The 25,317-nt window shown below is 70.4% G+C and carries 30 protein-coding genes; 21 read left to right on the top strand and 9 right to left on the bottom strand.

What is annotated here, in order from left to right:
• Positions 1 to 16 precede the first annotated feature (16 nt).
• The 6 genes from cobA to VM685_RS13955 are packed head-to-tail and all read left to right on the top strand — an operon-like array spanning position 17 to position 4,945.
• Positions 17 to 856, top strand: a complete 840-nt coding sequence (cobA, locus tag VM685_RS13980; RefSeq protein ID WP_414693372.1) for a uroporphyrinogen-III C-methyltransferase — start codon at positions 17 to 19, stop codon at positions 854 to 856.
• Positions 853 to 1,212 (top strand): DUF2849 domain-containing protein, encoded by a 360-nt coding sequence (locus VM685_RS13975; protein ID WP_325460768.1) that lies wholly within the window; start codon positions 853 to 855, stop codon positions 1,210 to 1,212. Before cobA ends, VM685_RS13975 begins: the two co-directional genes overlap by 4 nt.
• An 8-nt stretch (positions 1,213 to 1,220) precedes the next feature.
• Positions 1,221 to 2,876 carry a nitrite/sulfite reductase gene (locus VM685_RS13970; RefSeq protein ID WP_325460767.1) on the top strand — a complete coding sequence of 552 codons (1,656 nt, stop codon included), beginning with the start codon at positions 1,221 to 1,223 and terminating at the stop codon, positions 2,874 to 2,876.
• Positions 2,860 to 3,360 carry a DUF934 domain-containing protein gene (locus VM685_RS13965; RefSeq protein WP_325460766.1) on the top strand — a complete coding sequence of 167 codons (501 nt, stop codon included), beginning with the start codon at positions 2,860 to 2,862 and terminating at the stop codon, positions 3,358 to 3,360. Before VM685_RS13970 ends, VM685_RS13965 begins: the two co-directional genes overlap by 17 nt.
• A 2-nt stretch (positions 3,361 to 3,362) precedes the next feature.
• A complete protein-coding gene (locus VM685_RS13960; RefSeq protein WP_414693375.1) occupies positions 3,363 to 4,103 on the top strand; it encodes a phosphoadenylyl-sulfate reductase in 741 nt (246 codons plus the stop codon).
• Positions 4,104 to 4,132: 29 nt separating this feature from the next.
• Complete coding sequence (locus tag VM685_RS13955) at positions 4,133 to 4,945, top strand: ferredoxin--NADP reductase (RefSeq protein ID WP_325460764.1); 813 nt, start codon at positions 4,133 to 4,135, stop codon at positions 4,943 to 4,945.
• Here VM685_RS13955 and VM685_RS13950 read toward each other — a convergent pair.
• From VM685_RS13950 to VM685_RS13940, 3 genes are read right to left on the bottom strand one after another with little or no spacing between them, the layout of a single operon-like run.
• Positions 4,942 to 5,433 (bottom strand): AAA family ATPase, encoded by a 492-nt coding sequence (locus tag VM685_RS13950; protein ID WP_325460791.1) that lies wholly within the window; start codon positions 5,431 to 5,433, stop codon positions 4,942 to 4,944. The two genes, VM685_RS13955 and VM685_RS13950, sit on opposite strands and share 4 nt — an antisense overlap.
• 28 nt (positions 5,434 to 5,461) lie before the next feature.
• Positions 5,462 to 5,686: a hypothetical protein gene (locus VM685_RS13945; RefSeq protein WP_325460763.1), complete on the bottom strand. Its 225-nt coding sequence runs from the start codon at positions 5,684 to 5,686 to the stop codon at positions 5,462 to 5,464.
• 16 nt (positions 5,687 to 5,702) lie between these two features.
• Entirely contained in the window at positions 5,703 to 6,086 is a 384-nt protein-coding gene (locus VM685_RS13940) for a 3D domain-containing protein (protein WP_414693371.1), read from the bottom strand.
• A 281-nt stretch (positions 6,087 to 6,367) separates the two neighbouring features.
• On the opposite strand from VM685_RS13940, the gene VM685_RS13935 reads away from it, so the two are divergent.
• From VM685_RS13935 to folD, 4 genes are read left to right on the top strand one after another with little or no spacing between them, the layout of a single operon-like run.
• Entirely contained in the window at positions 6,368 to 6,964 is a 597-nt protein-coding gene (locus VM685_RS13935; protein WP_325460761.1) for a glutathione S-transferase family protein, read from the top strand.
• Between the two features lie 38 nt (positions 6,965 to 7,002).
• On the top strand, positions 7,003 to 8,010 hold the full coding sequence (locus tag VM685_RS13930) for a S1/P1 Nuclease (protein WP_325460760.1): 1,008 nt from the start codon (positions 7,003 to 7,005) through the stop codon (positions 8,008 to 8,010).
• Positions 8,010 to 8,483, top strand: coding sequence for an NUDIX domain-containing protein (locus tag VM685_RS13925; protein ID WP_325460759.1), 474 nt, complete (start codon positions 8,010 to 8,012; stop codon positions 8,481 to 8,483). The genes VM685_RS13930 and VM685_RS13925 overlap by 1 nt, the downstream gene beginning before the upstream one ends.
• A 24-nt stretch (positions 8,484 to 8,507) precedes the next feature.
• The gene (gene folD / locus VM685_RS13920; RefSeq protein WP_325460758.1) at positions 8,508 to 9,413 is read left to right on the top strand and encodes a bifunctional methylenetetrahydrofolate dehydrogenase/methenyltetrahydrofolate cyclohydrolase FolD; all 906 of its coding nucleotides are present in this window, start codon (positions 8,508 to 8,510) and stop codon (positions 9,411 to 9,413) included.
• On the opposite strand, the gene VM685_RS13915 is transcribed toward folD, so the two are convergent.
• Genes VM685_RS13915 through VM685_RS13900 form a run of 4 tightly spaced genes read right to left on the bottom strand, consistent with a single transcriptional unit; the run spans position 9,410 to position 12,934 of the window.
• Positions 9,410 to 10,039, bottom strand: a complete 630-nt coding sequence (locus VM685_RS13915) for an ABC-type transport auxiliary lipoprotein family protein (protein ID WP_325460757.1) — start codon at positions 10,037 to 10,039, stop codon at positions 9,410 to 9,412. The genes folD and VM685_RS13915 overlap by 4 nt on opposite strands.
• On the bottom strand, positions 10,036 to 10,974 hold the full coding sequence (locus VM685_RS13910; protein ID WP_325460756.1) for an MlaD family protein: 939 nt from the start codon (positions 10,972 to 10,974) through the stop codon (positions 10,036 to 10,038). Before VM685_RS13910 ends, VM685_RS13915 begins: the two co-directional genes overlap by 4 nt.
• The gene (locus tag VM685_RS13905; protein ID WP_325460790.1) at positions 10,974 to 11,768 is read right to left on the bottom strand and encodes an ABC transporter ATP-binding protein; all 795 of its coding nucleotides are present in this window, start codon (positions 11,766 to 11,768) and stop codon (positions 10,974 to 10,976) included. The genes VM685_RS13910 and VM685_RS13905 overlap by 1 nt, the downstream gene beginning before the upstream one ends.
• 38 nt (positions 11,769 to 11,806) lie before the next feature.
• Complete coding sequence (locus tag VM685_RS13900; protein ID WP_325460755.1) at positions 11,807 to 12,934, bottom strand: ABC transporter permease; 1,128 nt, start codon at positions 12,932 to 12,934, stop codon at positions 11,807 to 11,809.
• 224 nt (positions 12,935 to 13,158) lie between these two features.
• Here VM685_RS13900 and VM685_RS13895 point away from each other — a divergent pair, with 224 nt between their 5' ends.
• From VM685_RS13895 to VM685_RS13870, 6 genes are all read left to right on the top strand, one after another.
• The gene (locus VM685_RS13895; protein WP_325460754.1) at positions 13,159 to 13,491 is read left to right on the top strand and encodes a hypothetical protein; all 333 of its coding nucleotides are present in this window, start codon (positions 13,159 to 13,161) and stop codon (positions 13,489 to 13,491) included.
• A gap of 38 nt (positions 13,492 to 13,529) precedes the next feature.
• Entirely contained in the window at positions 13,530 to 14,051 is a 522-nt protein-coding gene (locus tag VM685_RS13890) for a YdcF family protein (RefSeq protein WP_325460753.1), read from the top strand.
• Entirely contained in the window at positions 14,048 to 14,770 is a 723-nt protein-coding gene (locus VM685_RS13885) for a DUF72 domain-containing protein (protein WP_325460752.1), read from the top strand. Before VM685_RS13890 ends, VM685_RS13885 begins: the two co-directional genes overlap by 4 nt.
• Before the next feature lie 61 nt (positions 14,771 to 14,831).
• Positions 14,832 to 15,401, top strand: coding sequence for a MotA/TolQ/ExbB proton channel family protein (locus tag VM685_RS13880; RefSeq protein ID WP_325460751.1), 570 nt, complete (start codon positions 14,832 to 14,834; stop codon positions 15,399 to 15,401).
• A gap of 10 nt (positions 15,402 to 15,411) precedes the next feature.
• Complete coding sequence (locus VM685_RS13875; RefSeq protein ID WP_325460750.1) at positions 15,412 to 15,786, top strand: BlaI/MecI/CopY family transcriptional regulator; 375 nt, start codon at positions 15,412 to 15,414, stop codon at positions 15,784 to 15,786.
• The gene (locus tag VM685_RS13870; protein ID WP_325460749.1) at positions 15,773 to 16,576 is read left to right on the top strand and encodes a M56 family metallopeptidase; all 804 of its coding nucleotides are present in this window, start codon (positions 15,773 to 15,775) and stop codon (positions 16,574 to 16,576) included. Before VM685_RS13875 ends, VM685_RS13870 begins: the two co-directional genes overlap by 14 nt.
• 3 nt (positions 16,577 to 16,579) lie before the next feature.
• Here VM685_RS13870 and VM685_RS13865 read toward each other — a convergent pair whose 3' ends face one another.
• Together VM685_RS13865 and VM685_RS13860 are read right to left on the bottom strand one after the other, a co-directional pair.
• Positions 16,580 to 17,725, bottom strand: a complete 1,146-nt coding sequence (locus VM685_RS13865) for a mechanosensitive ion channel family protein (protein ID WP_325460748.1) — start codon at positions 17,723 to 17,725, stop codon at positions 16,580 to 16,582.
• A 121-nt stretch (positions 17,726 to 17,846) separates the two neighbouring features.
• Positions 17,847 to 19,991, bottom strand: a complete 2,145-nt coding sequence (locus VM685_RS13860; RefSeq protein WP_325460747.1) for a family 16 glycosylhydrolase — start codon at positions 19,989 to 19,991, stop codon at positions 17,847 to 17,849.
• A gap of 292 nt (positions 19,992 to 20,283) precedes the next feature.
• Between VM685_RS13860 and VM685_RS13855 the strand changes: the two genes are divergently transcribed.
• From VM685_RS13855 to VM685_RS13835, 5 genes are all read left to right on the top strand, one after another.
• Positions 20,284 to 21,591 (top strand): tyrosine-type recombinase/integrase, encoded by a 1,308-nt coding sequence (locus VM685_RS13855; RefSeq protein WP_414693370.1) that lies wholly within the window; start codon positions 20,284 to 20,286, stop codon positions 21,589 to 21,591.
• On the top strand, positions 21,588 to 22,277 hold the full coding sequence (locus VM685_RS13850) for a hypothetical protein (RefSeq protein ID WP_325460745.1): 690 nt from the start codon (positions 21,588 to 21,590) through the stop codon (positions 22,275 to 22,277). The genes VM685_RS13855 and VM685_RS13850 overlap by 4 nt, the downstream gene beginning before the upstream one ends.
• An 89-nt stretch (positions 22,278 to 22,366) precedes the next feature.
• Entirely contained in the window at positions 22,367 to 22,621 is a 255-nt protein-coding gene (locus VM685_RS13845) for a hypothetical protein (protein WP_325460744.1), read from the top strand.
• Positions 22,618 to 23,064 carry a hypothetical protein gene (locus VM685_RS13840; protein ID WP_325460743.1) on the top strand — a complete coding sequence of 149 codons (447 nt, stop codon included), beginning with the start codon at positions 22,618 to 22,620 and terminating at the stop codon, positions 23,062 to 23,064. The genes VM685_RS13845 and VM685_RS13840 overlap by 4 nt, the downstream gene beginning before the upstream one ends.
• Complete coding sequence (locus VM685_RS13835) at positions 23,061 to 25,289, top strand: phage/plasmid primase, P4 family (protein WP_325460742.1); 2,229 nt, start codon at positions 23,061 to 23,063, stop codon at positions 25,287 to 25,289. The genes VM685_RS13840 and VM685_RS13835 overlap by 4 nt, the downstream gene beginning before the upstream one ends.
• The last annotated feature ends 28 nt before the right edge of the window (positions 25,290 to 25,317 follow it).

The raw sequence follows: 25,317 nt of genomic DNA, 5'->3' as shown, positions 1-25,317 counted from the left end.
TTTAGAGAAGCTCAATATGCCTCATCGCCAAGACAGGTCCAAGCGCGCCGACCGGCTGGTGGTCCTGGGCGGCGGCGCCCAGCGCGCTCGCCCGGGCTCGGTCTGGCTGGTGGGCGCGGGCCCCGGCGACCCCGAGCTCCTGACCCTCAAGGCCCTGAAGGCGCTGGAGCGCGCCGACGTGGTCGTCCACGACGGCCTGGTCTCCGACGAGATCCTCGCGCTCGCGCCGCGGGCGGCCCGGCGCATCTCGGTGGCCAAGCGCAAGTCCCGCCACTCCTACAGCCAGGACGAGATCAACCGCATGCTCGTGGCCTTCGCCCAGGAGGGGCTGGAGGTCGTGCGGCTGAAGGGCGGCGATCCCTTCATCTTCGGCCGCGGCGGCGAGGAGCTGGAAGCCTGCCGCGAGGCCGGCGTCGAGTGCCACGTGGTGCCCGGCGTCACCGCGGCCCTGGCGGCCGGCGCCTCGGCGGGCGCCCCGCTGACCCACCGCGGCTCGGCCCAGGCGGTCACCTTCGTCACCGGCCATGCCGCCAATGGCGGCGAGCCGGACCTGGACTGGACGGGCCTCGCCCGGGCCAACCACACGGTGGTGATCTACATGGGCCTCTCCATGGCCACCCCGATCGCGGCCCGGCTGATGGCCGCCGGCCGCGATCCGGCGACGCCCGCCCTGATCGTCGAGAACGCCTCGCGCGCCGATGAGCGGCGGGTGGTCACCACCCTTTCCGGTCTCGCCGAGGCCGCCCAGGCCCTGGCCGGCCCGGCCCTGCTGATCGTGGGCGAGGCCATGGCCCTGGCCCGCGGGGGCGGGGACCAGGCGGCGGTCGAGGCCATCGTTCGGGAGGCGCGGGCATGAAGGCTCTGACGGCGAACCGGCTCACCGACGGCGAGACGGTGTTCTGGAGGAAGGGCCAGTGGGTCGAGCGCTTCGCGGACGCGGAGATCTTCGACGACGAGGCCGTGGCCGAGGACGCGGAGGGCAGGGCCAAGGCCGCGCTCACCGTGGTCGTCGACCCCTACCTGATCGACGTGGTGGAGTCCGAGGGGCTCTGGGCGCCGCTCGCCTACCGCGAGCGCATCCGGGCGCTGGGCCCGACCAACCATCCCCAGCACGGCAAGCAGGCGCTCGGCGGCGACGACATCGTCGCCCTGCAGCACGCCCACGGCACGGCCCGCTCCTCGGGCCGGGTCAATCTGATCAAGCGTAAGTGAGGGCGGCCATGTACCGCTACGACGTCATCGACAAGGAATTCGTCGCCGACCGCACGGCCGAGTTCCGCGAGCAGGTGAACCGCCGCCTGGCCGGCGAGATCACCGAGGACCAGTTCAAGCCCATCCGGCTGCTGAACGGCCTCTACCTGCAGCTCCACGCCTACATGCTGCGGATCGCGATCCCCTACGGGACGCTGACCTCGAAGAAGCTGCGCAAGCTCGCCTGGATCGCCCAGACCTACGACAAGGGCTACGGCCACTTCACGACGCGCACCAACCTGCAGCTGCACTGGATCAAGCTGAAGGACGCGCCGGAGATCCTCGAGCACCTGGCCGAGGTCGAGATGCATTCCATGCAGACCTCGGGCAACACGATCCGCAACGTCACCGCCGACCCCTATGCCGGGGCGACGTCGGACGAACTGGACGACCCGCGCGTCTGGGCCGAGGCGATCCGCCAGTGGTCGACCCTGCACCCCGAGTTCAGCTTCCTGCCGCGCAAGTTCAAGATCGCGGTCACCGCCTCGGCCAAGGACCGCACAGCGGCCAAGATCTACGACATCGGCCTGGCCATGCGCCGGGGCCGGGGCGGCGAGCTGGGCTTCGAGGTGATGGTGGGCGGCGGCCTCGGCCGGACGCCCTACCTGGGCCCGACGATCCGCGAGTTCCTGCCGGTCCGGCACCTGCTGTCGTACCTGGAGGCGATCCTGCGGGTCTACAACCGCCACGGCCGCCGGGACAACATCTGGAAGGCCCGAATCAAGGTGCTGGTCGCCTCCCTGGGCCCCGAGGAGTTCGCCCGCCAGGTCGAGGACGAGTGGGCCAAGTCCGACCACGCCCACGCCGACCTGCCGGACACCGAGCTGGCCCGCATCCGCGCGGACTTCACGCCGCGGTTCGAGACCCTGCCGGCGAGGTCGGAGGCCCTGGAGGCCGCGAAGGCCTCCGATCCGGCCTTCGCCCGGTGGCTCCGCCGCAACGTGCACCCGCACAAGGTCCCGGGCTACGCCATCGTCGACGTCTCGCTGAAGACGCCGGGCGAGACCCCGGGCGACATCACCTCGACCCAGATGGACGTGGTCGCCGACCTGGGCGAGCGGCACTCGCTCGACGAGATCCGGGTCAACTACCAGCAGAACCTGCTCTTGCCGCACGTGAAGCTGGACGACCTGCCCACCGTCTACCGCGCCCTGGCCGACGCCGGGCTCGCGACGCCGAACATGGACCTGGTCAGCGACATCATCGCCTGCCCGGGGCTGGACTACTGCGCTCTGGCCAACGCGCGGGCGATCCCGGTGGCCCAGCAGATCGCCACGCGCTTCGCCGACCCTGAGCGCGCCGAGGCGATCGGCGAGCTGAAGATCAAGATCTCGGGCTGCATCAACGCCTGCGGCCACCACCACGTGGGCCACATCGGCATCCTGGGCGTCGATAAGAAGGGCGAGGAGTTCTACCAGGTCACCCTGGGCGGCTCCGGCGCCGAGGACGCCACGCTCGGCCAGATCCTCGGCCCCGCGCTGCCGGCCGACAAGGTCTCCGAGGCCGTCGAGCAGATGGTCGAGGTCTACATGCGCGAACGCCGCGACGGCGAGCGCTTCCTGGACACCTTCCGCCGGACCGGCGTCACCCCCTTCAAGGAGGCCGTCTATGCCGACGCTCATTAAGGCCCAGAATGGCCGCATGGTGCTGGCCAACGACGCCTTCACCCACGTGGACGACGACCAGGAGCTGGCCTCCGGCGAGGTGATCCTGTCGCTGACCCGCTTCCAGGCGGAAGGCGACCGGTTGCTCTCCGAGGGCCGCCAGGTGGGCGTGCGCCTGCAGAGCGACGAGACGGTCGAGGCCTTGGCCTACGACCTGCCGAGGCTGGCGCTGGTGGCGCTCGCCTTCCCGAAGTTCCGCGACGGCCGGCAGTACTCCAACGCCCGCATCCTGCGCGAGCGGCTGGGCTACAAGGGCGAGGTGAGGGCGGTGGGCGACGTCCTGCGCGAGCAGGCGGGCTTCATGCTTCGCTGCGGGTTCGACGCCTTCGAGCCCGCCGACGGCTCCGGCCCCCCCGAGTGGGAGGCCGCCACGCAGCGCTTCCGTCATGTCTACCAGCGCGCCGCCGACGCGCGGGTCCCCGCGTTCGTGGAGCGCGGCTCATGAGCGTGGCGTACGACCAGAGGCCCCAGGCCCTCTCCCGCGCCGACCAGCTGGACGCCGAGCTGCGCGACGCCCACCCGCGCGAGATCGTCGCCGCGGCGGTGCGCGAGTACGGCGACAAGCTGGCGCTGGTCTCGTCCTTCGGGGCGGAATCGGCGGTGCTGCTGCATATCGCCGCCCAGGTGAAGCCGGACATCCCGGTGCTCTTCCTGGACACCGGCATGCTGTTCGGCCAGACGCTGGACTACCGCAAGAACCTCGCCGCCCAGCTCGGCCTGACCGGCGTGCGCGACCTGCGCCCCCACTACCAGGATCTGGCCACGGGCGATCCCGAAGCCAAGCTCTGGCAGAGCGACACCGACGCCTGCTGCCACATCCGCAAGGTGCTGCCGCTGGACCGGGCGCTGGGCGAGTTCGGGGCCTGGATCACCGGCCGCAAGCGCTTCCATGGCGGCGACCGGCTGCGCCTGCGCGTGGTCGAGGAGTCCGAGGGCAAGCTGAAGTTCAACCCGCTGGCCAACTGGACCAAGACCGAGCTCGACGCCTACGCCGCCGAGCACGACCTGCCGGCCCACCCCCTGGTCGCCCAGGGCTTCCCGTCGATCGGCTGCTGGCCCTGCACCCAGCCCGTGGAAGAGGGCGAGGATGTGCGCGCCGGCCGCTGGAAAGGGTTGGACAAGACCGAGTGCGGCATACATGTGGCGCGCGCGCCTGGCGCGGTCGCCAACGTGGGGGGTGACATCTGATGGCGCCCTACGACAGACCCGAGAGTTCGATGACCGATGTTTCCGTGGCCCAGCCGCCCCTGAAGGCCTCCGGCGCCTTCTACGTGGAGACGGTGACCTGGGTTCAGCACTGGACCGAGAGCCTGTTCTCGTTCCGCACCACCCGGGATCCGGGCCTGCGCTTCGCCAGCGGCCAGTTCGTGATGGTGGGCCTGGTGGTCGACGGCAAGCCGCTGGTGCGCGCCTATTCCATCGCCTCGCCGGCCTGGCACGAGGAGCTGGAGTTCTATTCCATCAAGGTGCCGGACGGCCCGCTCACCTCGCGCCTGCAGAACATCAAGGTGGGCGACCAGGTGCTGATCGGGCGCAAGCCCACCGGCACCCTGGTGCTCGACGGCCTGAAGCCGGGCAAGCGGCTCTACATGCTGGGCACCGGCACGGGGCTCGCCCCCTGGCTGTCGCTCGCCCGCGACCCGGAGGTGTACGAGCGCTTCGAGCAGGTGATCGTCACCCACACGGTGCGCGAGGTGGCCGACCTCAACTACCGCGAGCTCTTCGAGGAGGAGCTGCCGAAGGACGAGATCCTGGCCGAGGTGATCGGCGGCAAGCTCACCTACTATCCGACCGTCACGCGCGAGCCGTTCCGGACCCAGGGCCGGATCACCGACCTGATCGAGAGCGGCAAGTTCTTCGAGGACATCGGCAATCCGCCGTTCGATCCGGCGGAGGACCGCGTCATGCTCTGCGGCGGGCCCTCGGTGCTCGTGGACCTGAAGCAGCAGCTGCTGGACCGCGGGTTCGTGGAAGGCTCCATCGCCAAGCCGGGCGACTTCGTCCTCGAGCGGGCGTTCGTCGAGACCTAGAGGCCCATCCGCCCCAGCACGAACGCGGCGCGGGTCTCCACGTCGCTGAGGGGCAGCTCGACGAGGTCGTAGCCGGCGTCGGCGTAGGCCCGGGCGCAGAGCTCATGGCTCGCGATCGCCTCGTCCCAGGTCTGGTCGCGCTCGGCGTCCTGCACATAGATCTCCCGCCAGGGCGGGGCGACGAAGGCGATGCGGTTGTAGCGATACTCGCGCACGGCCCGCTCGCCCTCGGGCGTGCGGTGGGTCGCCCAGGCGTCTACCAGGGAGCGGTCGAACAGGGCCGGGCCCTCCGTCTCCTGGAACCGGGCCAGGTCGCGGTCCAACATCAGCGCTGCGAAGCGGGGCAGGGGCGGTCGGCCGCCATGCTCACGGATGATGGCCCGCGCGGTCTCCGGAACGCAGGTCAGCCCCCGCGCCTCCAGCGCGCGCACGAGCGTGGTCTTTCCCGCTCCCGGACCGCCGGTGAGCGCGAAAAGGCCAGGCTTCAGGATCAGGAGCGCCTCCCTGGGCGCGGCATCAGGAGGCGTAGGTCAGCAGCAGGGCGACGACAGCCAGCACACCGATCCCGCCGGCGATGGCGGCGGGGACGAGAATTCGCGTGATCTGAGCCTGGTCGCCCTTCGGCTCAACCTTCCTCAGAGCAAGGACGCTGCGCATCTCGTAGCCGAGGCCGAGGACGGCGATGATGGCAAGCACCGCGGTGACCGCCGGCTGCCGGACGAAGGCGTCGAAAGCTTCCAAAGGGTCAGCCCCAGGGTCAGGCCGGCGGGCAGCCCTTGAACTCGCCGACCTTCACGGCCGACAGGGTGGCCAGGTTCAGCTTCTTGATCGGGTTCATCGAGGCCGCGCCCTTCCCCGTGTAGAGGTCGATGCGCTTGCCCTTGATCGCGCCGCCGACGTCGGAGGCGTACCAGTAGCCGTCGTGCAGCTTGCCGTCGGGCATCTTCAGCCCGACCGTTTCCTTGATGAACAGGACGCTGCGGCGCGGGATCAGGGTCTTGTCCACGGCGACGGTGCGCATGGCGACGACCTTGCAGCCCAGCGAGTCGAGAGCGCCCACGCCCTTCGCCCCCGCATGGTAGAGGGTGGCCTTCACGTTCCAGCCCGGCGAGGTGGGCATCGTGCCGGTGATCACCGACATGATCAGATCCCCGACGGGATCTTGGGTCGCGGCTTGTGCGTTAGAGGACACAGCGATCAGAGAGAAAGCTGCCAGGGCGGCGAGGCGGCGTCGCATGACGGCGTCTCCTTCGTCGTTGAACTGGTAGGCGGACTCCTATCCGGACTCCGCCTGCGGGGCAACCCGCGGCGGGTGCGGCCGGATGCGCTGTCAGCTGGGCTAACAGCGCCGTCCAGAGACCATCGCTTGCTTTCCTTAAGATTTTGCCGCCTCTCGCTCCGGTGAAGCTCGGGGGTGAGGCCATGAAAATCTACGGTGACTCGAAGTCCGGCAATTGCCTGAAGGTGAAGTGGACGGCCGATCTGCTGGGCCGGCCGACCACCTGGATCGAGACGGACATCATGGTCGGCGAGAGCCGGACGCCGGAGTTCCTCGCCCTGAACCCGGCCGGACAGGTGCCGCTCGCGGTGCTGGAGGACGGCCGCCCGCTCGCCCAGTCCAACGCCATCATCCTGCACATCGCCGAGGGCTCGGCGCTGATTCCCGCCGACGCCTATGATCGGGCGAAGATGCTCGAGTGGATGTTCTGGGAGCAGTACAGCCACGAACCCTATGTCGCCGTCGCCCGCTTCCAGGTGAAGTACCTCGGCAAGCCCGTCGCGGATCTGGAGCCGCGGCTGGTGGAGCGCGGCAAGGCGGCGCTGCAGCGGCTCGAGGACGGACTTGCCGCCTCGCCATTCCTCGTGGGCGAGCGCCTGAGCCTCGCCGACATCGCCCTGGTCGCCTACACCCGCAAGGCGCACGAGGGCGGCTTCGACCTGGCCCATTATCCCCACGTCGAGGCCTGGGTGGCTCGGGTGGAGCAGGCGCTGGGGATCGCCGAGCCGGTCGCCGCCTAGCCCTTGCCTTCGGCCCGGCGACCCCGCAAACGGGACGCATGCAGCGCCTCGTCTCCGCCGTCGTCGCCGCCGCCCTGTTCGCGGCGCCCACCCACGCCCTGGCCTGGGGCTCCGCCGGTCACCGCATGGTCGGGGAGGCGGCCATGAAGGCGCTGCCGGCCGAGATCCCCGCCTTCCTGCGCACCAAGGCGGCCGTGGCGGAGGTGGGCGAGCTCTCCCGGGAGCCGGACCGTTCCAAGGGCGCCGGCAAGATCCACGACCACGATCGTGACGCCGCCCACTTCGTCGATCTGGAGGACGATGGCCGCCTGCTGGGCGGCGCGCCGTTCCTGCCGTTGTCGCCGACGCGCGCCGATTACGAGACGGCGCTGCGGGCCGTGGGCCAGGACAGCTGGAAGACCGGCTACCTTCCGTACTCGATGATCGACCGCAAGCAGCAGCTCGCCCAGGATTTCGCCTACTGGCGCGTGCTGAAGGCGGCCGAGGCCAATCCGAAGTGGAAGGCCCACCGCAAGTGGTTCAAGGCCGACCGCCTCCGCCGCGAGGGCCTGATCCTGCGCACGCTCGGCGAGCTCTCCCACTTCGTGGGCGACGGTAGCCAGCCGCTTCACCTCAGCGTCCACTATAACGGCTGGGGCGACTATCCGAACCCGCGGGGCTTCTCCACCGCGCGCCTGCACGGCCCCTTCGAGGGCGACCTGGTGAAGAACGCGGTTCGCGCCCGTGGCGTCGAGGCGGGAATGGCGCCGCTGAGGCTGTGCGGCTGCTCGCCCGAGCAAAGGACGGTGGATTACATCCAGGCCGGCGCGAAGTTCATCATCCCGTTCTACGAGATGGAGAAGGCGGGTGGCCTGGGGCAGGGCGATCCCCGCGGTCCCGCCTTCGCCACCGAGCGGCTGGCGGCCGGCGCGTCCGAGCTGCGCGACGTGATCGTCGAGGCCTGGCGGGCGAGCGCGGAGGCCAAGGTGGGCTGGCGGCCGGTCGCCGTGGCGGACGTGCTGTCCGGCAAGGTCGACCCCTATCCGAACCTCTACGGCATCGACTGATGGCCGCGCCGCAGTTCGGCGTTCGGGAGCCTGGCCGGGACTATCCCGACAGGCCGGCGGCGTTCGCCGTCCTGGAGCGTGACGGCCTCGTGGCGGTGGTGCGGGTGGACAGCCGCCGGCGCGGCCTGGTGCTCGACCTGCCCGGCGGCGGGATCGACGACGGCGAGAGCGCGCGCGACGCTGCGGCCCGCGAATGCGGGGAGGAGGCCGGGCTGGTCGTGGAACTGGAGGCCGAGCCCTTCGCCCTGGCCGACCACTACTTCATCAACGACGACGGCTGGTCGCACAACTCGCGGGGCCGGTTCTTCTCCGGTCGGGTCGCGGCCGAGGCGCCCGAGCTGAAGGTCGAGGACGACCACACCCTGGTGTGGATCACCCCGCAGGACGCGCTGACCGGCCTGGACCGCGACGCCCACGCCTGGGCGATGGCCGCCTGGATGCGGCGGCTTGAGCGGGAGCGTCCGACGGGCTAGTTCGGGGCCCTTCCCGGAGCGCCCATGGCCGATATTGCCCCCGCCGCCAAGATCATCGACGGCAAGGTCTACGCCGAACGTCTGCGCGAGCAGGTCGCCCGCGAGGTGACGCGGCTGCGGGCCGACTACAACCTCCAGCCCGGCCTGGCGGTGGTGCTGGTGGGCGACGACGCCGCCAGCCAGATTTACGTCCGCTCCAAGGGCGAGCATTCGCTGGCCGTGGGCATGCACTCGGTGACCCACCGGCTACCCGCGGACGTGAGCCAGGTCGAGCTCCTGCGGCTGGTGGGCGAGCTGAACGCCGACCCGGCGATCCACGGCATCCTCGTCCAGCTGCCGCTGCCGAAGGGCTTCGACGAGCAGGCGGTGATCGCCGCCATCAGCCCCGACAAGGACGTCGACGGTCTGCACGTCGTCAACGCCGGGCGCCTGGCCAACGGCGTGCCGGCGCTGACCCCCTGCACCCCGCTCGGATGCATGATCATGCTGCGCGAGGCGGTGGGCGACCTGTCCGGCCTTCGGGCCGTGGTCGTCGGCCGCTCGGTGCTGGTGGGTCGCCCGATCGCCCAGCTTCTGCTGCAGGCCGACTGCACCGTCACCATCGCCCACTCCCGGACCCGCGACCTGCCGGCCGTCTGCCGCGAGGCCGACATCCTGGTGGCCGCGGTCGGCCGTCCGCGGATGATCCGCGGCGACTGGATCAAGCCGGGGGCGGCGGTGATCGACGTCGGCATCAACCGGGTGCCGTTCGACGATCCGATCAAGGCCGCCGCCGGCCGCACCAAGGTGGTGGGCGACGTCCATTACAAGGAGGCGAGCCAGGTGGCCGGCTGGATCACGCCGGTTCCGGGCGGCGTCGGCCTGATGACCGTGGCGGTCCTGCTGCAGAACACCGTCACCGCCGCCAAGCGGATCGCCGGGCTGGACTAGGCCGCCGCGCGGGTCTCCAGCCAGCGGACGAGCTGGCCGATGACGTCGCCGGTGGCGCGGTCATAGGCGGAGACGATCGCGCCCACCCGGTTGCCGCTGGCCGGCACGCGGGCCTCCAGGATCTCCTCGCCCGCGAGGCTGCGGTCGCGGCTGCGGGTCAGGGACGCGCGCACCCGGACCACGACGGTCGGCGCGGCTTCGGCGCCGTTCTCGTAGCGGGTCTCGAAGTTGCGCACGTCGAGCCGCAGGACGTAGTCGGCCCGCCCGGCCTCGCCGCGGGAGAGGAGCCGCACCCGGCCCGGCGCGGCGTCGAAGGCCGCCAGCACCGCCTGGTCGAACAGCACCGAGGCCGGGGCGACCCAGCGGGATTCCGCGATGTACTGCGCTTCGCCGCCGGTAATCGCCAGCAGTCGGTCGCCGGCCGTCTCGTTCTGGAAGGTCCCACCGGCGCGGAACACGGCGACCGTTCCGGTCGCGGGCGCCGCCGCCTCGGTCTCGGCCGGCGTCTGGCCGAACCGGTAGAGCTGCGCCGGCTTGGTCTTCGGGAACAGCGAGATGCAGCCGGTGAGCATGAGGGCGCACGCGCCGAGCGCCGCCAGGCGGAGGAGGGCGGTCGGGCGGCTCATGGCTTCAGCTCCAGTTCTTCGGCCTTCGGCTTGGAGATCGCGCCCGTCGGGCTGCGCTGCACCTCGTTGACCAGCCGCTCCAGCGATTCCGCCGCGCTCTGCAGCTGGATCACCGCCGCGGTGATCTGCGGCAGGCCGTTCGTGGCGAAGTCGGTGGTGGGGGCCTGCAGGGCGCCGATCATCGCCCGGGCGTCGGCGGCCGTGGCCTTGGCCTCCTCGGCGGCGTCGGCGACGTTCCTCAGGGTCCGGCGGCCGTCGCCGTTCAGCATGTCGCGGCCGTCCTTGGTGAGCAGGGTCAGCTCGGCGGCGGCCTCGTCGATCCGCTGCAGCGCGCTCTGCGCGTCGGCGATGATCGCCTTGCGCTCGCGGAACTCGGCGGTGACCGCCTGGGCGTCGGAGACCGCGGCGGAGAAGTTCTTGATGTTCTGGTCGGAAAGCACTCGGTTCACCCGATCCAGCGCCTCGATCGTGCGGGTCAGCACGGTGCCGCCGCCCTCCAGCAGGTCGGACAGGGTGCTCCGCTGGCTGCGGATGATCGGGATCTTGTCGTCGGGCACGGTGTCCTTGAGCAGCGGCTTGGATGGCGTCCCGGCGGTGATCTGGATGTAGTTCACGCCGGTGATGCCCTGCGGCTCGAGCGTGGCGTAGGAATCCACGCGGATCGGCACGTCCGAGGTCACCCGGGCGCGCGCGATCACCCGGCTGGGGTTGGTGCGGTCGAGCGCGATGCGCGTCACCTCGCCCACCTTGATGCCGTTGAAGTGCACCTCGCCGCCCTGGTTCAGGCCGCGGACCGGTCCCTGGAAGAGGATGTCGTAGAGGTCGTTCTCCTGCCGGAACTGCCAGCGGGCGAGCCAGATGATGAAGATCACGAGGCCGATGGAGAGGATGAGCGCGCTCAGGCCCACCATCGCGTAGTTGGCGTTCTTCTCCATCAGCCCTCCGTCCTCGCCCGCTCCGCAGCGGCCTTCGCCGCGCGGCCACGCGGGCCCAGGAAGTATTCGCGGATCCAGGGGTGATCCGACGATTCCAACTCCTGAACCGGCGCCAGGGCCACCACCTTCTTGTCGGCGATGACCGCGACCCGGTCCGTTATCTCATACAGCGTGTCGAGGTCGTGGGTGATCATGAACACCGTCAGCGAGAGGCTGTCGGAGAGGTCCTTGATCAGCTCGTCGAACGCCGCCGCCCCGATCGGGTCGAGCCCGGCCGTGGGCTCGTCCAGGAACAGCAGCTCCGGGTCGAGCGCCAGGGCGCGGGCCAGGCCCGCCCGCTTGCGCATGCCGCCCGAGAGCTCCGCCGGCTTCAGAACGCCGGCGTCTGGCCGCAGGCCCACGAGCGCGATCTTCAGGTCGGCCAGTTCGTTGATCTCGGCGCGCGACATGTTGGTGTGCTCGTACATCGGCGCGGCCACGTTCTCGCGCACCGTCAGGTTCGAGAACAGGGCCCCCGCCTGGAAGAGCACGCCCCAGCTGCGGTTGATGGCACCCCACCGCCGCCGCGAGATCGATTCTATATCGTTGCCGAACACCCGGACCGTGCCGCCCTGCGGGCTGCGCAGGCCGATGATCGAGTTCAGCAGCACCGACTTGCCGGCCCCCGAGCCGCCCACCACGCCCAGCACCTCGCCGCGCTTCACGGTCAGGTCGAGTCGGTCATGCACCACGTGGTCGCCAAAGGCGTTGACCAGGCCATGGACCTCGATAGCCGGCCCCTCCTGGTCGAGCAGCTCCTCGTCGGTGAGGTGTTTCTCGTCGCGGACCTCGGTCACAGGTCCAGCTCCATGTAGAGCAGGGCGAAGGCCGCATCGATCATGATGATCGCGAAGATGGCGTGGACCACCGCCGCCGTCACGCGCCGGCCCAGGGACTCCACGTCGACGCCGACCTCCAGTCCCTGGCGGCAGCCGATGCCGGCGATCACCGCAGCCATCACCGGCGCCTTGGAGAGTGCGATCCAGAAGTGGGTCGGCCCGACGTTGTCGATGATCCGCTGCAGGAAAAAGGCGGGGCCGAGATCGAGCACCGACCAGGTGACCGCCAGACCGCCGAACAGGCCGGCCAGCGTGGCCACGAAGGTCAGCAGGGGGATCGTCAGCAGCAGGGCCGCGAAACGCGGGAAGACCAGGGCCTCGAACGGGTCGACGCCCAGCACGCGCATGGCGTCGATCTCCTGGTTCATCTTCATCGAGCCGATCTCGGCGGCGAAGGACGAGGCCGAGCGGCCGGCCAGCAGCACGGCGGTGATGATGATGTTGAACTCGCGCAGCACCGCGATGCCGATCAGCTCGACCGCGAACACCTCCGCGCCGAACTGCTGCAGCATGTTGGCGCCCAGGAGGCCCACGACCGCGCCGATGAAGAAGCTGGTGATCGCCACGATCGGGATGGCGTCGAGCCCCGCGCGCTCCATCAGCGAGACGATCGCCGCCCAGCGGATCCGGCGCGGCGCGATGAACAGGTTCACCAGGGTCCGCGCCAGCACCACCAGCAGGTGGCCGAGGAAGCCCATGGTGTCGAGCGCCTCGGCCCCGGCGTTCATCACGCCCTTGCCGATGCGGATCGTGAGGTCGTGGAAGCCCTTGGGCTCGCGCCGGACCACGGGCTCGTGCGTGACCGCCTCGCCCACCAGGGTCAGCAGCCGCTGGGTCTCCGGCCGGGCGTGCACCTGCGAGAGGTCGAAGCCCTTGCCCGCCGCCCGGATCACCGCATAGGCGCCGGCCGTGTCGAGGCGGCGGACCCGGCGCAGGTCGAGCGCGAAGTTGCTGAGCCCGTCCAGGGTGTCGGCGAGGCCGCGGCCAGCCTCGCCCAGCTGGTTCGCCGTCCAGTCGCCGCTCAGCGTCACGGTGGGGCGATCCGCCGCGGGCTCGAGCTTGAAGTCGGCGGGTCTCTCCATTCGGCGGTGGTCTCGAAACTCCTGCTGCCCGCCGAACGCGAGTCGCGCCGGCGGACGAAATCCGACCCTAGCAGAGCCGACGCCGGGGCCGAACGCCTTATGGCGACGCCCGTTCCGTCAGCTACAGCCAAGCTCCGGCGCATTTTCGCCCCACTCGGAACCGTAATCGTGGGCTCGGGGATTCGCTTGCCGATACCCGACTGGTCCGAAGGCTGGAGAGTGCGTTGACCCGCCAGATCGAACTCGCCGGGAAGTCCGGCGCCCGCTACCGCTACACCGCGCTCGAAGAGGAACGCTTCATCGCGCCTGCCGGCGCCAACTACGTGATCGCCGAACTCACGCCCGAGGGCGCGCATGTGGTCTATGCCGGCGAGACGGACAACCTGGCCAATCTCACCTGGCGCGCAGCGCTGGAGGCGGCGCGCAAGAAGTACGCCGAGGCCAAGGTGCTCACGCGCCTGAATGTCACCCGCGCCGTGCGTGAGGCCGAGCGCGAGGATCTCATCGAGCACTATCAGCCGCCGATGAACCGCGAGGGCCGCGAGAACCGGGCTTAGGGCTGGCGGCGGGCGGCGACGCCCGCCATCCTCCCGGCGTGGACCGAGCGCCCGCCATCGTCATCTTCGGCGCCGCCGTGCGCGCGGATGGTCGCCCGTCGCCGGCGCTCGCCCGCCGGATCGGCTACGGGCTGCAGGCCGCCCTGGCCGCAGCGGACGCGCCGGTGCTCTGTTCGGGCGCGGTCGGCAGGGCGGGTCCCTCCGAGGCCTCGGTCATGGCCGCGGCGCTCCGCGCCCGCGGGGTGCCGCCCGAGCGGATCGTGCTCGACGAGGAGAGCCGCGACACCCTGCAGAGCGTGTTGGCCGCCGCGCGCTTCCTGAAGGCGAGGGGGCTCTCCCACGCCATCGTCTGCAGCGACCGCTATCACATCCCCCGCATCCGCCTGCTGCTGGCGGCCCTGGGCGTCGCCACCGAGCCGGGGCCGCTGCTCGCCGGGCGCGGCGGCAGCCGTTTCCTGCCGTGGATGCGCATGCGGCTGCGCGAACTGCTGGCCATCCCCTACGACCTGGCCATCGTGCTCGTCCGCCGACGAAGCCTGCTGGCGGCGATCCACCGATGAGCCGCATCCGGGTGGGGACCGCGGGGTGGGCCGTTCCCCGCGCCGTGCGCGATCGGTTTCCCGAGGCCGCCAGCGGGTTGCAGCGCTACGCCGGCCGGTTCGACGCCGCCGAGATCAACTCCACCTTCTACCGGTCGCATCGCCCAGGCACCTACGCGCGATGGGCGCAGGAAACCCCTGAGGGCTTCCGCTTCGCCGTGAAGGCGCCGCGCACGCTGACCCACGAGCGACGGCTCGCCGAGCCGGACGACCTGCTGGACGCCTTCCTCGCCGAGACGCGCCTGCTGGGGCCGAGGCTGGGGCCGATCCTGGTGCAGCTGCCGCCCAGCCTGGCGTTCGATGCGGCAGGGGCTGCCGGGTTCTTCCAGGCGCTGCGGGAGCGTTTCGACGGTCCGGTCGCCTGCGAGCCACGCCATGTCACCTGGTTCGGGGCCGAGGCCGACGCGCTGCTGCGCCGTCTCCGGGTGGCCCGTGTCGCCGCCGACCCCATGCGACACCCGCTGGCGGGCAAGCCGGGCGGCTGGCCCGAGCTCGCATACTGGCGGCTGCACGGCTCGCCGCGGATGTACTACTCGGCCTACGAGGAGGCGTGGCTCGCGGACCTCGCGGATCGCCTGCGCGCATCGTCGGCCGCCGAGGTCTGGTGCGTGTTCGACAACACCACCTCAGGCGCGGCCGCGGCCGACGCCCTGCGGCTACGGGAACTGCTCGCCGCTTGACAGCTGCGGTTACAGGCGTAATTTCTCTATCTTACAGACATAAACCGGGAGAGAGACGCCGATGCTTCGCCACCTGACCTGGAGCGCCGCGGCGCTCGCCTTCCTGACCGGCGCCAGCGCCGCCGCCCAGACCATCGCGCCGCCGGACCCGGCGTGGATGCTGGTGGCGCCTGAGGACCGTCTCACCCTGGGCGGGGTGTTCGCCGACGCCGACATCGTCATGCAGTTGGTGATGGGCGGGCTGGTGCTGGCCGCCCTGGCGGCTCTGGTCGTCTGGATCGTGCAGGCCTTCCGGATCGGGCGGGGCGGTCGCGGCTTCGCCGGCGCCATGGCCTATCTGTCGGCGCTGGGCGCCGCAGGTCCGCTCATCGGCTTCTTCGGCTCGGCCTACACCCTGCTGCATTCCTTCATCGGCGTCTCCAATGTGCGCCCCGTGCCCTCGCTCAGCATCATGGCCCCCGGCTTCGCCGAGGCCCTGCTGTCGGCCATGCTGGGCCTGCTCGCCGCCGCCATCGCGGTGATCGGCCACCGGCACCTGAAGGCCCGGCTCTACAGTGTGGGGATCGAGCCCGACGAGCCCGCCGCCGCGCCTCTGCAATCCCTGTCGCGCCAGGCGCGAGTCTCGGCGTAGACTGACCGCCATGACCCGGATCTCGGCGGCGGAAAGCCACATCATGGAAGCGCTCTGGCGGGACAGCCCGCTCAGCGCCGACGAGATCGTGGGCCAGGTCGGGCCCGCCCAGAACTGGGGCGAGGCCACGGTCAAGACGCTGATCAACCGCCTCCTGAAGAAGAAGGCGCTGGTTTCCGAGCGGAGCGGCGGGCGCACGCGCTACCGCCCGCTTGTCAGCCGCGCCGAGTATCTCACCGGCGAGAGTCAGGGGCTGCTCGACCGCCTGTTCGGCGGGGAGCTGGCGCCGCTGGTGGCCCACTACGCCAAGCACCGGCCGCTCGCGCCGGACGAGGTCGCCCGGCTGAAGCGCCTGATCGAGGACCTGGACGATGACGACGCCTGAGGCCCTTGTCCCGCTGGTCGGCCCGGACCCGGCCGTCACCTTCGCGACGGCCCTCGTCTATGTGAACCTCGCCGCGGCGGCTGGACTGCTCGTGGTGCTGGCGGCCCGCATTCCCGTGCGCCGGCTGGTGGGCCCGCAGGTGGCCTACGCGCTCTGGGCCCTGCCGCTGCTGGCGGCAGGCGGGGCGCTGGCGCTGTTCGCGGGCCAGGCGCCCGCGCAGCGGCTGCCGGTCCAGGCTCCCGGCCTTGCGGTGACCGTCGTCTGGGCCGTCGGCGCAGCGCTCGCGGCCGGCGTCTTCGCCGTGGCCCAGGCGCGTTTCGTGGTCCAGCTCCGGCGCGGCCTTGGCGGGCCGGCCGTGGTCGGCCTGATCTCCCCGCGCATCGTCATGCCCGCCGACGACGGTCGCTACACGCCCGAGGAGCGCGAGCTGATCCGCGCCCACGAGCGTCAGCACATCGCACGCAAGGACACCCGGGCCGTGGCCCTCCTGGCGCTGGTCCGCTGCCTGTTCTGGTACAACCCCGTCATCCACCTGGCCGCAGGCCCGCTGCGCCTGGACCAGGAGCTGGCCTGCGACGCGGGCGTGGTGCTCAGTCGCCCCGGCGCGCGGGCGCTCTACGCCCGCACCCTGCTCAAGACGCAGCTCGCCGGGTCGTCGCTGCCGCTGGGCTGCTACTGGTCGGCGCTCGGACCGCATCCGCTGGAGGTCCGCGTCGCCCTGCTGAAGCGTCGCGTCGGCGGCGGCCGCGGCGGCGCGGTGGGCGTTCAGGTGAACGCCATCCGCCCCTGAGGCCTACTGCGGCCGGGCTTCGGGCCGCGGCTCAAGCGGCGGCCGGTCCTCGTCGTCACGCCGCCAGTCGTCCGAGGGATGCAGTACGGTCCGCGCGCGCGGCAGGGCCTGGGGCGACTCGGCCTGCAGCCAGCCGATCAGCTTCTCCCGCACCTCGCAGCGCAGGTCGAAGGCCGCGCCCGCATTGGCGGCGCTGACCAGGCAGCGCAGCTCCATGGTCCGTTCGCGAAGGTCGGTCACCTGCAGGACGCAGACCCGACCGTCCCAGTGCGGCGAGGCCCGGGCGATCTCCTCCAGCTTGCGCCGGATCATCTCCACCGGCGCGGCGTAATCCACATGGACCATGGCCGTACCCAGCAGGGACGACGATTCCCGCGTCCAGTTCTGGAAGGGCTTCTGCAGGAAATAGGTCAGGGGCACGACCAGCCGGCGCTCGTCCCAGACGCGCACCACCACATAGGTCGCGGTGATCTCCTCCACGTTTCCCCACTCGCCCTCGACGATCACCGCGTCGTCGATGCGGATCGGCTGGGTCACCGCGATCTGGATGCCGGCGAACAGGTTGGACAGCAGGGGCTGCAGGGCGAGGCCCACCAGCAGCGAAGCCGCCCCGCCGGCCGCCAGCAGGCTTACCCCCCATTGCCGCACGCCGCTGATGGTCATCAGCGCAAGCCCGACGCTCACGACGATCACCAGGGTCGCCAGCGCCCGGCGCAGGATCCGCACCTGGGTCAGGTGCTTGCGGGCGACCAGGTTGTCGGAGACGTCGACGCGGTAGCGGCGCATGTAGAGCGCCGCGCCGATGTCCACCGCCGTCATGGTCATCCAGCCGAACAGCAGGATGAAGCCGATCAGCAGGGCGTGGCGGACGAGGCCGGCGGTCTCGGCGCTGAGCGGCGCGACGGGACTGGCGGCGACCAGCGCCAGCAGCACCATGGCCATACGACCCGGCCTGCGCGTGCGGACCACCAGCGCCCGCCAGAACTCGTCGCGGCGGCTCAGCGCCCGCCGGACCAGCCGCACGAGCAACTCGTGGGCGGCGAGGGCGAGGGCCAGGGCGCCGGCGAAGACGATCAGGGTCGCCAGCCACGCGGGCGCCCAGGCAAGCAGTTCGCGCAGGTCGCGGGATATCGAGGCGGCAGTGGGCATCCGGCGTCAGGCTGTTGGGGGGACGCCTCGCAAACCCCTCGGGGCGCGACCCTGTTCCGCTCCTTGCCGGCTCCGGTGTCGCACCTGGCCGCCGTCGCAGTCGCCCGCGCCGAACGCCCCCCTAGGCGAAGAACCAGTCGTTCTGGGCCGCCAGCGCGGTGGTCGTCACCCCCGCCAGGGTCGCCACCAGCACGGGCGCTCCGGACCCGGCGCCGTCGGCGTCGAACCAGACCGCCACGCCCTCCGCGCCCGCCTTCAGCTGCAGCCAGCCGTCGGCGATCGGGTCGGAGCCCGCATACCCCGCCTGCTGGAACAGGCCGCGCAGGTCCAGCATGTCCTCGCCGCGCGTGAAGTCGGTGATCCGGTCGGCCGGGCCCAACTGGTCGAAGCGGAAGATGTCCTTGCCCGCGCCCCCCGTCAGGACGTCGGCGCCGTGGCCCGCCACCAGGATGTCGTCGCCCGCCGCGCCGTCCAGCGTCGAGCCCGCGCCGTTCGCCTCCAGCCGGTTGCCGAGCTCGTTGCCGACCCCCGTCTGTGCGCCCTTGCCGGCGAGCCGGAGGTTCTCGACGTTGGCCGCCAGGGTATAGGCCGCGCTGGTGCTGACCACCTCGTCCACACCCTCGCCAGCGGCTTCGACCACCCGGTCCGTGGCCCGGTCGACCATGTAGGTGTCGTCGCCGCCGCGGCCGGTCATGGTGTCGGTGTTGCCCTTGCCGTCGATCAGGTCGTTGCGGGCGTCGCCGGTCAGGGTGTCCTGCTTCGATGAGCCGGCGATCGTCCGCGTCGACGCAGCCGTCTCAGGCAGGACGAACAGGCTGTTCTCGTAGGCAGGCTCCGGCGGCGGCGGCGGCGGATCGCTCCGATCGCCCAGGGCATAGGCGCGGATGTAGTCGATGCGCATCTCGGCGGGCAGGGCGCCCGCGTCCACGGCGCCCGCCCAGCCGCCGAGCGCCAGGTTGGCCAGCATGAACATCGGCTTGTGCATGTCGGCCGGCGTCGGCTGGCTGAACACCTGCACGCCGTCCACGTACCAAGTGAGCTCGGTCTGCGTCCAAAGCACGCCGAAGGTGTGGAATCCCTCGGAGCCGCCGGGCGTGTAGGCGGCGACGCCGTTGGACGTGTGGCCGCCGGTGGCGTTCGAATGCGCCGTGGTCCAGGTGGCGTTGGGGTCCTGGCCCAGCACCTCCATGACGTCCAGCTCCGGCGGCCAGGAGCCGTCGGCCGGCAGCAGCCAGAAGGCCGGCCAGACGCCGGCGCCGGAGGGCAGGTCCACCCGCATCTCGAAGTAGCCGTAGGTCTGGGCGAAGGACGGCTTGGTGGTGATCAGGCCCGAGGTGTAGCCGTAGCCGAAGATCTCGCCGTTGGTCGAAGGCCGCGCCCAGATTGAAAGCGTGCCGTCGGCGTTGGAGGCGAACGGGCTCTCGGCGAAGTCGCCGGCGTGGTCGCGGAAGTAGGGCGAGGTGTAGACCTGCTTCTCGTCGTTGGAGACCAGGGTGTAGCTGCCGACCCCCTGCGGGCCCTGGTAGCCGTAGTCCGGCCGCCAGAGGCCGGAAGGATTGCTCTCCGGGTCCCAGAGCGACAGCGCGCCCGAGAACTCGTCGGCGAAGGTCCGGGCGCCGAGACGCGCCGGGTCCAGCTCGAGCTGGAAGTTCGCCCCGGTGAGCTGGTCCACGGTGAGGTTGCGGAAGATCAGGCCGTCCCCGTCGCCCAGGTCCAGCTTCACGTCGGCGCCGAGCTGGGTCAGGTTCGCCTGCACCTGGGCGAAGGTCGTGAACCCGGCCTTCAGCCGCAGCACGTCCTCGGCGGCGCTGAAATCCTGGATGACGTCGTTGCCCTCGCCCTTGTAGACGATGAAGACGTCGGCGCCGGCCCCGCCGACCAGCACGTCCTGGCCGCCGGCGCCGTAGAGCTGCTGGCCCTCGGCCCCGCCTTCCACGATGTTGTCCTGGGCGTTGCCCGCCGCATAGAGGCCGTTGTTGGCCACCCGGACGTTCTCCACCTCCGGCAGGCGCGAGAGGTCGATGCTCTGCCAGCCTGCGACGGTGTCGATCCCGCCGCCGGCGACCTCGACGATCTCCACCCCGAAGCCCTGCAGGTAGTAGGTGTCGTCGCCCGCGCCGCCGACCAGCCGGTCGCCGTCCCCGCCCCAGAACTCCTCGGCCAGGCTGGTCCCGGTGAACGTCTCGGCAGCGGCCGTGGAATAGAACCCGGCGCGCGCCGCCGCGCTGACGGACGCCGCCGCGCCGTCGTACTTGTACATGGCCATGTGAAGGACTTCCCCGCGAGCTTGTTTTGGGGAAGCTAGCTGGCGGCCGCTCCGGGACTAGGCGCGGAAGCGTCGCAGGTCCAATCGGCCGCAGGCGGATCTTCGCCGCGCGCGGACGCGGCGGTGGGGGTGGTCTGGACGGAGGGAAGGAATGGTGGATGCGACATCCGCTTCCGCTGAACCTCACGTCACCACAGTTCGGCACGCAACTTCCGCTGGCGTCTCGGTGAGGGGCAGCGCTCCGGCACAGGACGCCACTTGACGCCACGTGCAACCACGGGCCTATTGATGGGTGAGACGTGGGGCTTGTGGAGGCAGACCTGTGGCGCGCGTGGCGAAGGAACTTGGACCGTTGGCGGTCTCCCGCCTGACTACCCCCGGTCTTCATGCAGTGGGTGGGGTGTCCGGCCTCTACCTGCAAGTGCTTCCGCCACGTCCCGACCCTGAGGACCCGACGAAGATTGTCCCGGGGGGGCGGTCTTGGGTCTTGCGCGCCATGGTCGGCGGGAAGCGTCGCGACATGGGCCTGGGCGGTTTCCCATCGGTCACCCTGGCAGGAGCCCGAGAACGGGCAAGGGATGCCCGGGACAAGATCGACAAGGGCTTTGATCCCATAGAGGTCCGGCGCGCCGCGAAGGCGGCGCTACGGGCCGACGACGCCAAGCTGGTCACGTTCGAAGACGCGGCGAAGGCCTACATGGCGGCCCATGAATCTAGCTGGCGCAACGCCAAGCACCGTGAGCAGTGGCGGAACACGCTTACGGGGCTTGCCTACCCCCACCTGGGCAAACTCGCGGTTCGCGACATAGAAGTGGCCCACGTGCTGGCCGTGCTGGAGCCCATCTGGCGCGTGCGGACGGAAACGGCGAACCGGCTTCGGGGGCGGATGGAGCTGGTGCTCGATTGGGCGACGGCGCGTGGGTACCGGGAAGGCCTGAACCCTGCCAGATGGAAGGGCCACCTGGACAAGATGCTGCCGAACCCGACAAAGTTGAAGCCGAAGGGCCACATGGCGGCGATGGCCATCGGCGACGTTCCCGCCTTCATGGTCCGGCTCCGCGCGGCGGGCGGCACGGGCGCACGCGCGTTGGAGTTCGTGGTCCTGACGGCAGCGCGAAGCGGTGAGGTCAGGGGCGCGACCTGGAGCGAAATTGATCTGCGGGACAAGGTTTGGACCATCCCGGCCAGCCGGATGAAGATGGGCAAGGAGCATCGCGTTCCGCTGTCGGCCCAGGCGATGGCTTTGCTGGAGGCCCTGCCGAGGTTCGCCGACACGGACCTTGTGTTCCCCTCGGCGAGCGGCACGCCGCTTTCGGACCGAACGCTGCTTGCCGTTCTGCGGCGCATGGACGTTGACGTGACCGCCCACGGCTTCCGGTCGACCTTTCGTGACTGGTGCGGGGAGTTCACCAACTTCCCGCGGGAAGTCGCGGAGGCTGCCCTGGCGCACACGACGGGCAGCTCCGTGGAACAGGCCTACAGGCGTGGCGACGCCCTGGAGAAGCGCCGCAAGCTCATGGAGGCCTGGGCGGCCTTCCTGTCGAGGCCGGTGGCCGCCAAGCGCGGGAACGTCAAGCCCCTGCAAGGGGCGGCAGCGTGAGCGACCCAAGCGACCTTATCGCGAAGCTACTGATCGTTCTCGGCCCCGCAGAGGAAGAACCGCCTCCGCCACCGTGGGAGCAAGACCAGGATCGCGAGCACCGGGACTGGGAGCGGTCGGAGAGCTGGCCGCCGGCCAACAGGACGCCGCCGGGCGGTGTCTACTGGATGCGCTGGATCACGGCTCAAATCAGCGCATGCAGATCGGATCAGGAGCTGGCCGCCTTGGCCGACCGGCTCCAGCAGCGGTTGATCGCTGGAACCCTCAAGGTGGTTGCAGTGCACCCCTGGACGGGCGAGCAGCACCCCGTCCTGCCCCACGTCTGGCAGGCACCGGGCGAGCTGGGCAGGCAGCTAAGGTGGTCGGGCGAAATGTGGGCTGGCGAGCAATTGCGCACGCCTTGCGATCTGTACGTCATCGACCAGGGGTGGTCGGCGCGGGCTACCGCTAGTGCGCCCGCCGAAGAGCGTGAGTTGTCGCCCAAGGAGCGGAATTACGCCGCCAAGATCATCGCCACGCTGGTTCTTCTGAGAAACCGTAAGGGCTTCTATCACGGCCTAGCCGCAGACCTTGAGCGTGAGGCCCAGGATCGCGGTCACCCCGTGTCGGACGACACCATCCGCAAGTGGCTGAAACTTGCTGAAGCGGCCTACGACCCCGAGAAGGACACCAAGCGCAATTCCTAAGTAGGATTTCCCGACAGGGGCAAATCCTACATCGAGCCTGAGCGCGCCGAACGCCGCGATCTCCGCTGCATCAGCAACGGAGGCCAACGATGGCAACCCAGACCCACCCCACGACGGCGGCAGTTCTCGCCGCCTTTGATGACCTACCTTCAGCAGCATTCGTCAAGCGCCAGGTCGTGCAGGCCCTGTGGGGCGGCATCTCGGATTTCGAAGTCGATCGGCTCGAAAAGGCCGGACGCCTGCCCAAGCGGGTGAAGCTCGGCTCCCGCGTCAACGGCTGGCAGGTGGGCGCGCTTCGCGAAGCCCTCGCGGCCCTGGCCTCCAAGTCGGCGGGCCTGCGATGACCAGCAACAGCACCAACGGCCCAAATGCGCGCCCGCCGCGCCCTATCGCCGACCAGTCCGGCAAACACGGTTTTCCCGCCGCGTTCCCGGACTTCCTGCATGAGCTGTGGGGCCTGTGGTGGGCCGTCACGGCAGCGCAGTCGGGCCCGCTCGTCGCCTCGTCCGACGCCCTTCCGGAGGGCGAGGAAAGCATCGCCCTGGTGCTCGCAAAGCGGTTCGCGCGGTCGAAGCGGCAGCGCACGTTCGCGCGACGGATGGCCAACTCCAAAGCCCGGCGAGCCACGCGTGCAGTGGTCGAGCTGAGACGTTTGGCAAGGTCCATGCCCGCCGGCGGCCCTGAGCTGGCGGCGGCGATGCTGGCAGCCGACCGTGTTGGGCGTTCGGCGGCGAAGACCAATCGCGTCCACTTCCTGATCGCCAAGCTGGCGGGCGCTGCGCAATGAATGCCGTTGCCCACGACCCGTTCAGCCACCTGCCACAGGAGATGCGGCGCGCGCCAAGATGGCTGCTGTGGAAGTCCATCCCGCGGGCGCAGGGGAAGAAGCCGATAAAAGCCCCCTTCTACGCGGACGGCACGCCGCGCAGCGGCAAGCTGGACACGCCCGAGGACCGCGGCAGGCTGGCGACGTTCGACGCTGCGGTGGCGGCCCTGGCAGGCGGCGACTATGCGGGCCTGGGCTTCGCCCTGGGCCCGGATGCCAGCGGCCATACGTGGCAAGGCGTCGACCTCGACGGCGTCGGCCAACGCGCCGAGCTGCAAGACCTGGCGCGACGCCTCCCTGGCTTCATCGAGACCAGCCCGTCCGGAAACGGCGTCCATGCCATCGGCTATGGCCGTCCCTTCGCGCCCCTGGGCTCGAACGTGAGCGGCATCGAGGCGTACAGCAGCGGCCGCTACTTCACCGTGACGGGGAAGCGCCTGAACCATGGCCCAATCACGGACATCGCCGACTTCGTGGACAGCGAGCTTCGGCCGATGCACGGCGCCCACAAGGCTCAGCGCCCGTCGCCCGGCCCCGCAGCCGCCGCTGCCCGCCCTCTCCACGTCATTTCCACCGACCCTCTCGACGCAGCCTCTCCCAGTCTGACCGCGAACCTGCAGGAGGCACTACGGTTCCTCGACTCCGACGAGTACGCCACTTGGATCAGCGTAGGACACGCGCTCAAGCCGCTCGGCGAAGTTGGCCGCGATCTGTGGCACCAGTGGTCAGCGAGCTCGATGTCATATGATCCAGCGGAGGCGGACGCCAAGTGGAGCAGCTTCAAGCCGGAGCGGACCGGCTACCCCGCCATCTTTGCCGCGGCCCAGCGCCAGGGCTGGCACAACCCAGCTTCCCGCGCGCAGCGACTGCCGGCTGGCCTGGGCCGTTCTGAGGAGGATCTGGCTCTCGCCTTCGCGCAGGAGAACGAGGCCGCTCTGCGTTATTGCAACGACTGGGGACAATGGCTGATCTGGGATGGCGTGCGCTGGACGCCGGACACCACACAACTCGCCATTTGCCTCGCACGCGACCTCTGCCGCCGCGTGGCGGCAGTCTCCGATGACCGCACCGCCCTGGCTCTGGGCCGGGCGCAAACGGTCTCGGCGGTGGCCCGCCTCGCGCAGGCAGATCGCCGGCTGGCGGCCACTTCCGACCAGTGGGACGCTGACCCGTGGCTCCTCAATACTCCAGGTGGCGTCGTAGACCTAAAGACCGGCCGGCTCCGCCCGTCCGACCCGGCCTTGCACATGACCAAGGTCACGGGCGCGGCTCCGGATCAGGATGGCGTCCAGCCTGTGGTCTGGCTCAGGTTCCTGGAGCGCATCACGAACGGGGACAGGGAGCTGCAAAGCTACCTCCAGCGAGTGCTCGGCTATGCCCTAACTGGCGACACGAGCGCCCAGGCGTTGTTCTTCGGCTACGGCACCGGCGCTAACGGCAAGTCTGTGATGATCGACACCGTGGCGGGCCTGCTCGGCGACTACCACAAGACCGCGCCCATTGAGACGTTCACCGAGAGCGGCGGCGAGCGTCACCCAACGGAGCTGGCCATGCTCCGGGGCGCGCGGCTCGTGACGGCCGCGGAGACGGAGGAGGGCCGCCGCTGGGCAGAAAGCCGGATCAAAACGCTGACCGGCGGCGACGAGATCGCGGCGCGGTTCATGCGGCAGGACTTCTTCTTCTACACGCCGCAGTTCAAGCTGTTCGTCGCGGGCAACCACCGGCCGGGCCTACGGTCCGTGGACGAGGCCATGCGCCGCCGCTTTCACCTGGTGCCCTTCGCTGTGACGATCCCGCCGGAGGAAAGAGACCCCGCGCTGACGGCCAAGCTTCGAGCTGAATGGCCCGCCATTCTGGCCTGGATGATCAAGGGCTGTGTGGAGTGGCAGCGGGTGGGCCTAGCGTCTCCGCCCGCCGTTCGCGCCGCCACGGACGCCTATCTGGAAGGCGAGGACGCCCTGGCGGCCTGGATTGATGAAGCGTGCCAGCGCGATCCGCAGGCATGGGGCGCGTCGGGTGAGCTGTTCGCCTCCTGGAAGGGTTGGGCGGAACGCCATGGCGAGCCAGTGCGGTCAGCAAAGTGGTTTGTCCAAGCCCTGGAGGGGCGCGGCTTCACCCTCCGGCGCACCAACCAAGCACGGGGCGTTGTGGGGCTCCGGCTGAAGCCGCTGGATTTCCCGGCTTAGGGACGTGACACATGTGACGTTCCGTCCG

This window comes from Phenylobacterium sp. (genome assembly GCF_035539035.1).
Taxonomy (GTDB): Bacteria; Pseudomonadota; Alphaproteobacteria; order Caulobacterales; family Caulobacteraceae; genus Phenylobacterium.
The sequence above is the reverse complement of the archived record's forward strand: the minus strand, read 5'-3'. Positions and strand labels throughout refer to the sequence as shown.

What these genes read in the sequence shown, in the direction of transcription:
- VM685_RS13970 (WP_325460767.1), top strand. Translation starts at nt 1,221, where the DNA reads ATGTACCGCTACGACGTCATCGACAAGGAATTCGTCGCCGACCGCACG.
- VM685_RS13965 (WP_325460766.1), top strand. Translation starts at nt 2,860, where the DNA reads ATGCCGACGCTCATTAAGGCCCAGAATGGCCGCATGGTGCTGGCCAAC.
- VM685_RS13900 (WP_325460755.1), bottom strand. Translation starts at nt 12,934, where the DNA reads ATGGAGAGACCCGCCGACTTCAAGCTCGAGCCCGCGGCGGATCGCCCC.
- VM685_RS13925 (WP_325460759.1), top strand. Translation starts at nt 8,010, where the DNA reads ATGGCCGCGCCGCAGTTCGGCGTTCGGGAGCCTGGCCGGGACTATCCC.
- folD (WP_325460758.1), top strand. Translation starts at nt 8,508, where the DNA reads ATGGCCGATATTGCCCCCGCCGCCAAGATCATCGACGGCAAGGTCTAC.
- VM685_RS13870 (WP_325460749.1), top strand. Translation starts at nt 15,773, where the DNA reads ATGACGACGCCTGAGGCCCTTGTCCCGCTGGTCGGCCCGGACCCGGCC.
- VM685_RS13845 (WP_325460744.1), top strand. Translation starts at nt 22,367, where the DNA reads ATGGCAACCCAGACCCACCCCACGACGGCGGCAGTTCTCGCCGCCTTT.
- VM685_RS13860 (WP_325460747.1), bottom strand. Translation starts at nt 19,991, where the DNA reads ATGGCCATGTACAAGTACGACGGCGCGGCGGCGTCCGTCAGCGCGGCG.
- VM685_RS13840 (WP_325460743.1), top strand. Translation starts at nt 22,618, where the DNA reads ATGACCAGCAACAGCACCAACGGCCCAAATGCGCGCCCGCCGCGCCCT.
- VM685_RS13975 (WP_325460768.1), top strand. Translation starts at nt 853, where the DNA reads ATGAAGGCTCTGACGGCGAACCGGCTCACCGACGGCGAGACGGTGTTC.
- VM685_RS13835 (WP_325460742.1), top strand. Translation starts at nt 23,061, where the DNA reads ATGAATGCCGTTGCCCACGACCCGTTCAGCCACCTGCCACAGGAGATG.
- VM685_RS13865 (WP_325460748.1), bottom strand. Translation starts at nt 17,725, where the DNA reads ATGCCCACTGCCGCCTCGATATCCCGCGACCTGCGCGAACTGCTTGCC.
- VM685_RS13940 (WP_414693371.1), bottom strand. Translation starts at nt 6,086, where the DNA reads ATGTCGGTGATCACCGGCACGATGCCCACCTCGCCGGGCTGGAACGTG.
- VM685_RS13880 (WP_325460751.1), top strand. Translation starts at nt 14,832, where the DNA reads ATGCTTCGCCACCTGACCTGGAGCGCCGCGGCGCTCGCCTTCCTGACC.
- VM685_RS13875 (WP_325460750.1), top strand. Translation starts at nt 15,412, where the DNA reads ATGACCCGGATCTCGGCGGCGGAAAGCCACATCATGGAAGCGCTCTGG.
- VM685_RS13935 (WP_325460761.1), top strand. Translation starts at nt 6,368, where the DNA reads ATGAAAATCTACGGTGACTCGAAGTCCGGCAATTGCCTGAAGGTGAAG.
- VM685_RS13885 (WP_325460752.1), top strand. Translation starts at nt 14,048, where the DNA reads ATGAGCCGCATCCGGGTGGGGACCGCGGGGTGGGCCGTTCCCCGCGCC.
- cobA (WP_414693372.1), top strand. Translation starts at nt 17, where the DNA reads ATGCCTCATCGCCAAGACAGGTCCAAGCGCGCCGACCGGCTGGTGGTC.
- VM685_RS13915 (WP_325460757.1), bottom strand. Translation starts at nt 10,039, where the DNA reads ATGAGCCGCCCGACCGCCCTCCTCCGCCTGGCGGCGCTCGGCGCGTGC.
- VM685_RS13930 (WP_325460760.1), top strand. Translation starts at nt 7,003, where the DNA reads ATGCAGCGCCTCGTCTCCGCCGTCGTCGCCGCCGCCCTGTTCGCGGCG.
- VM685_RS13910 (WP_325460756.1), bottom strand. Translation starts at nt 10,974, where the DNA reads ATGGAGAAGAACGCCAACTACGCGATGGTGGGCCTGAGCGCGCTCATC.
- VM685_RS13955 (WP_325460764.1), top strand. Translation starts at nt 4,133, where the DNA reads ATGACCGATGTTTCCGTGGCCCAGCCGCCCCTGAAGGCCTCCGGCGCC.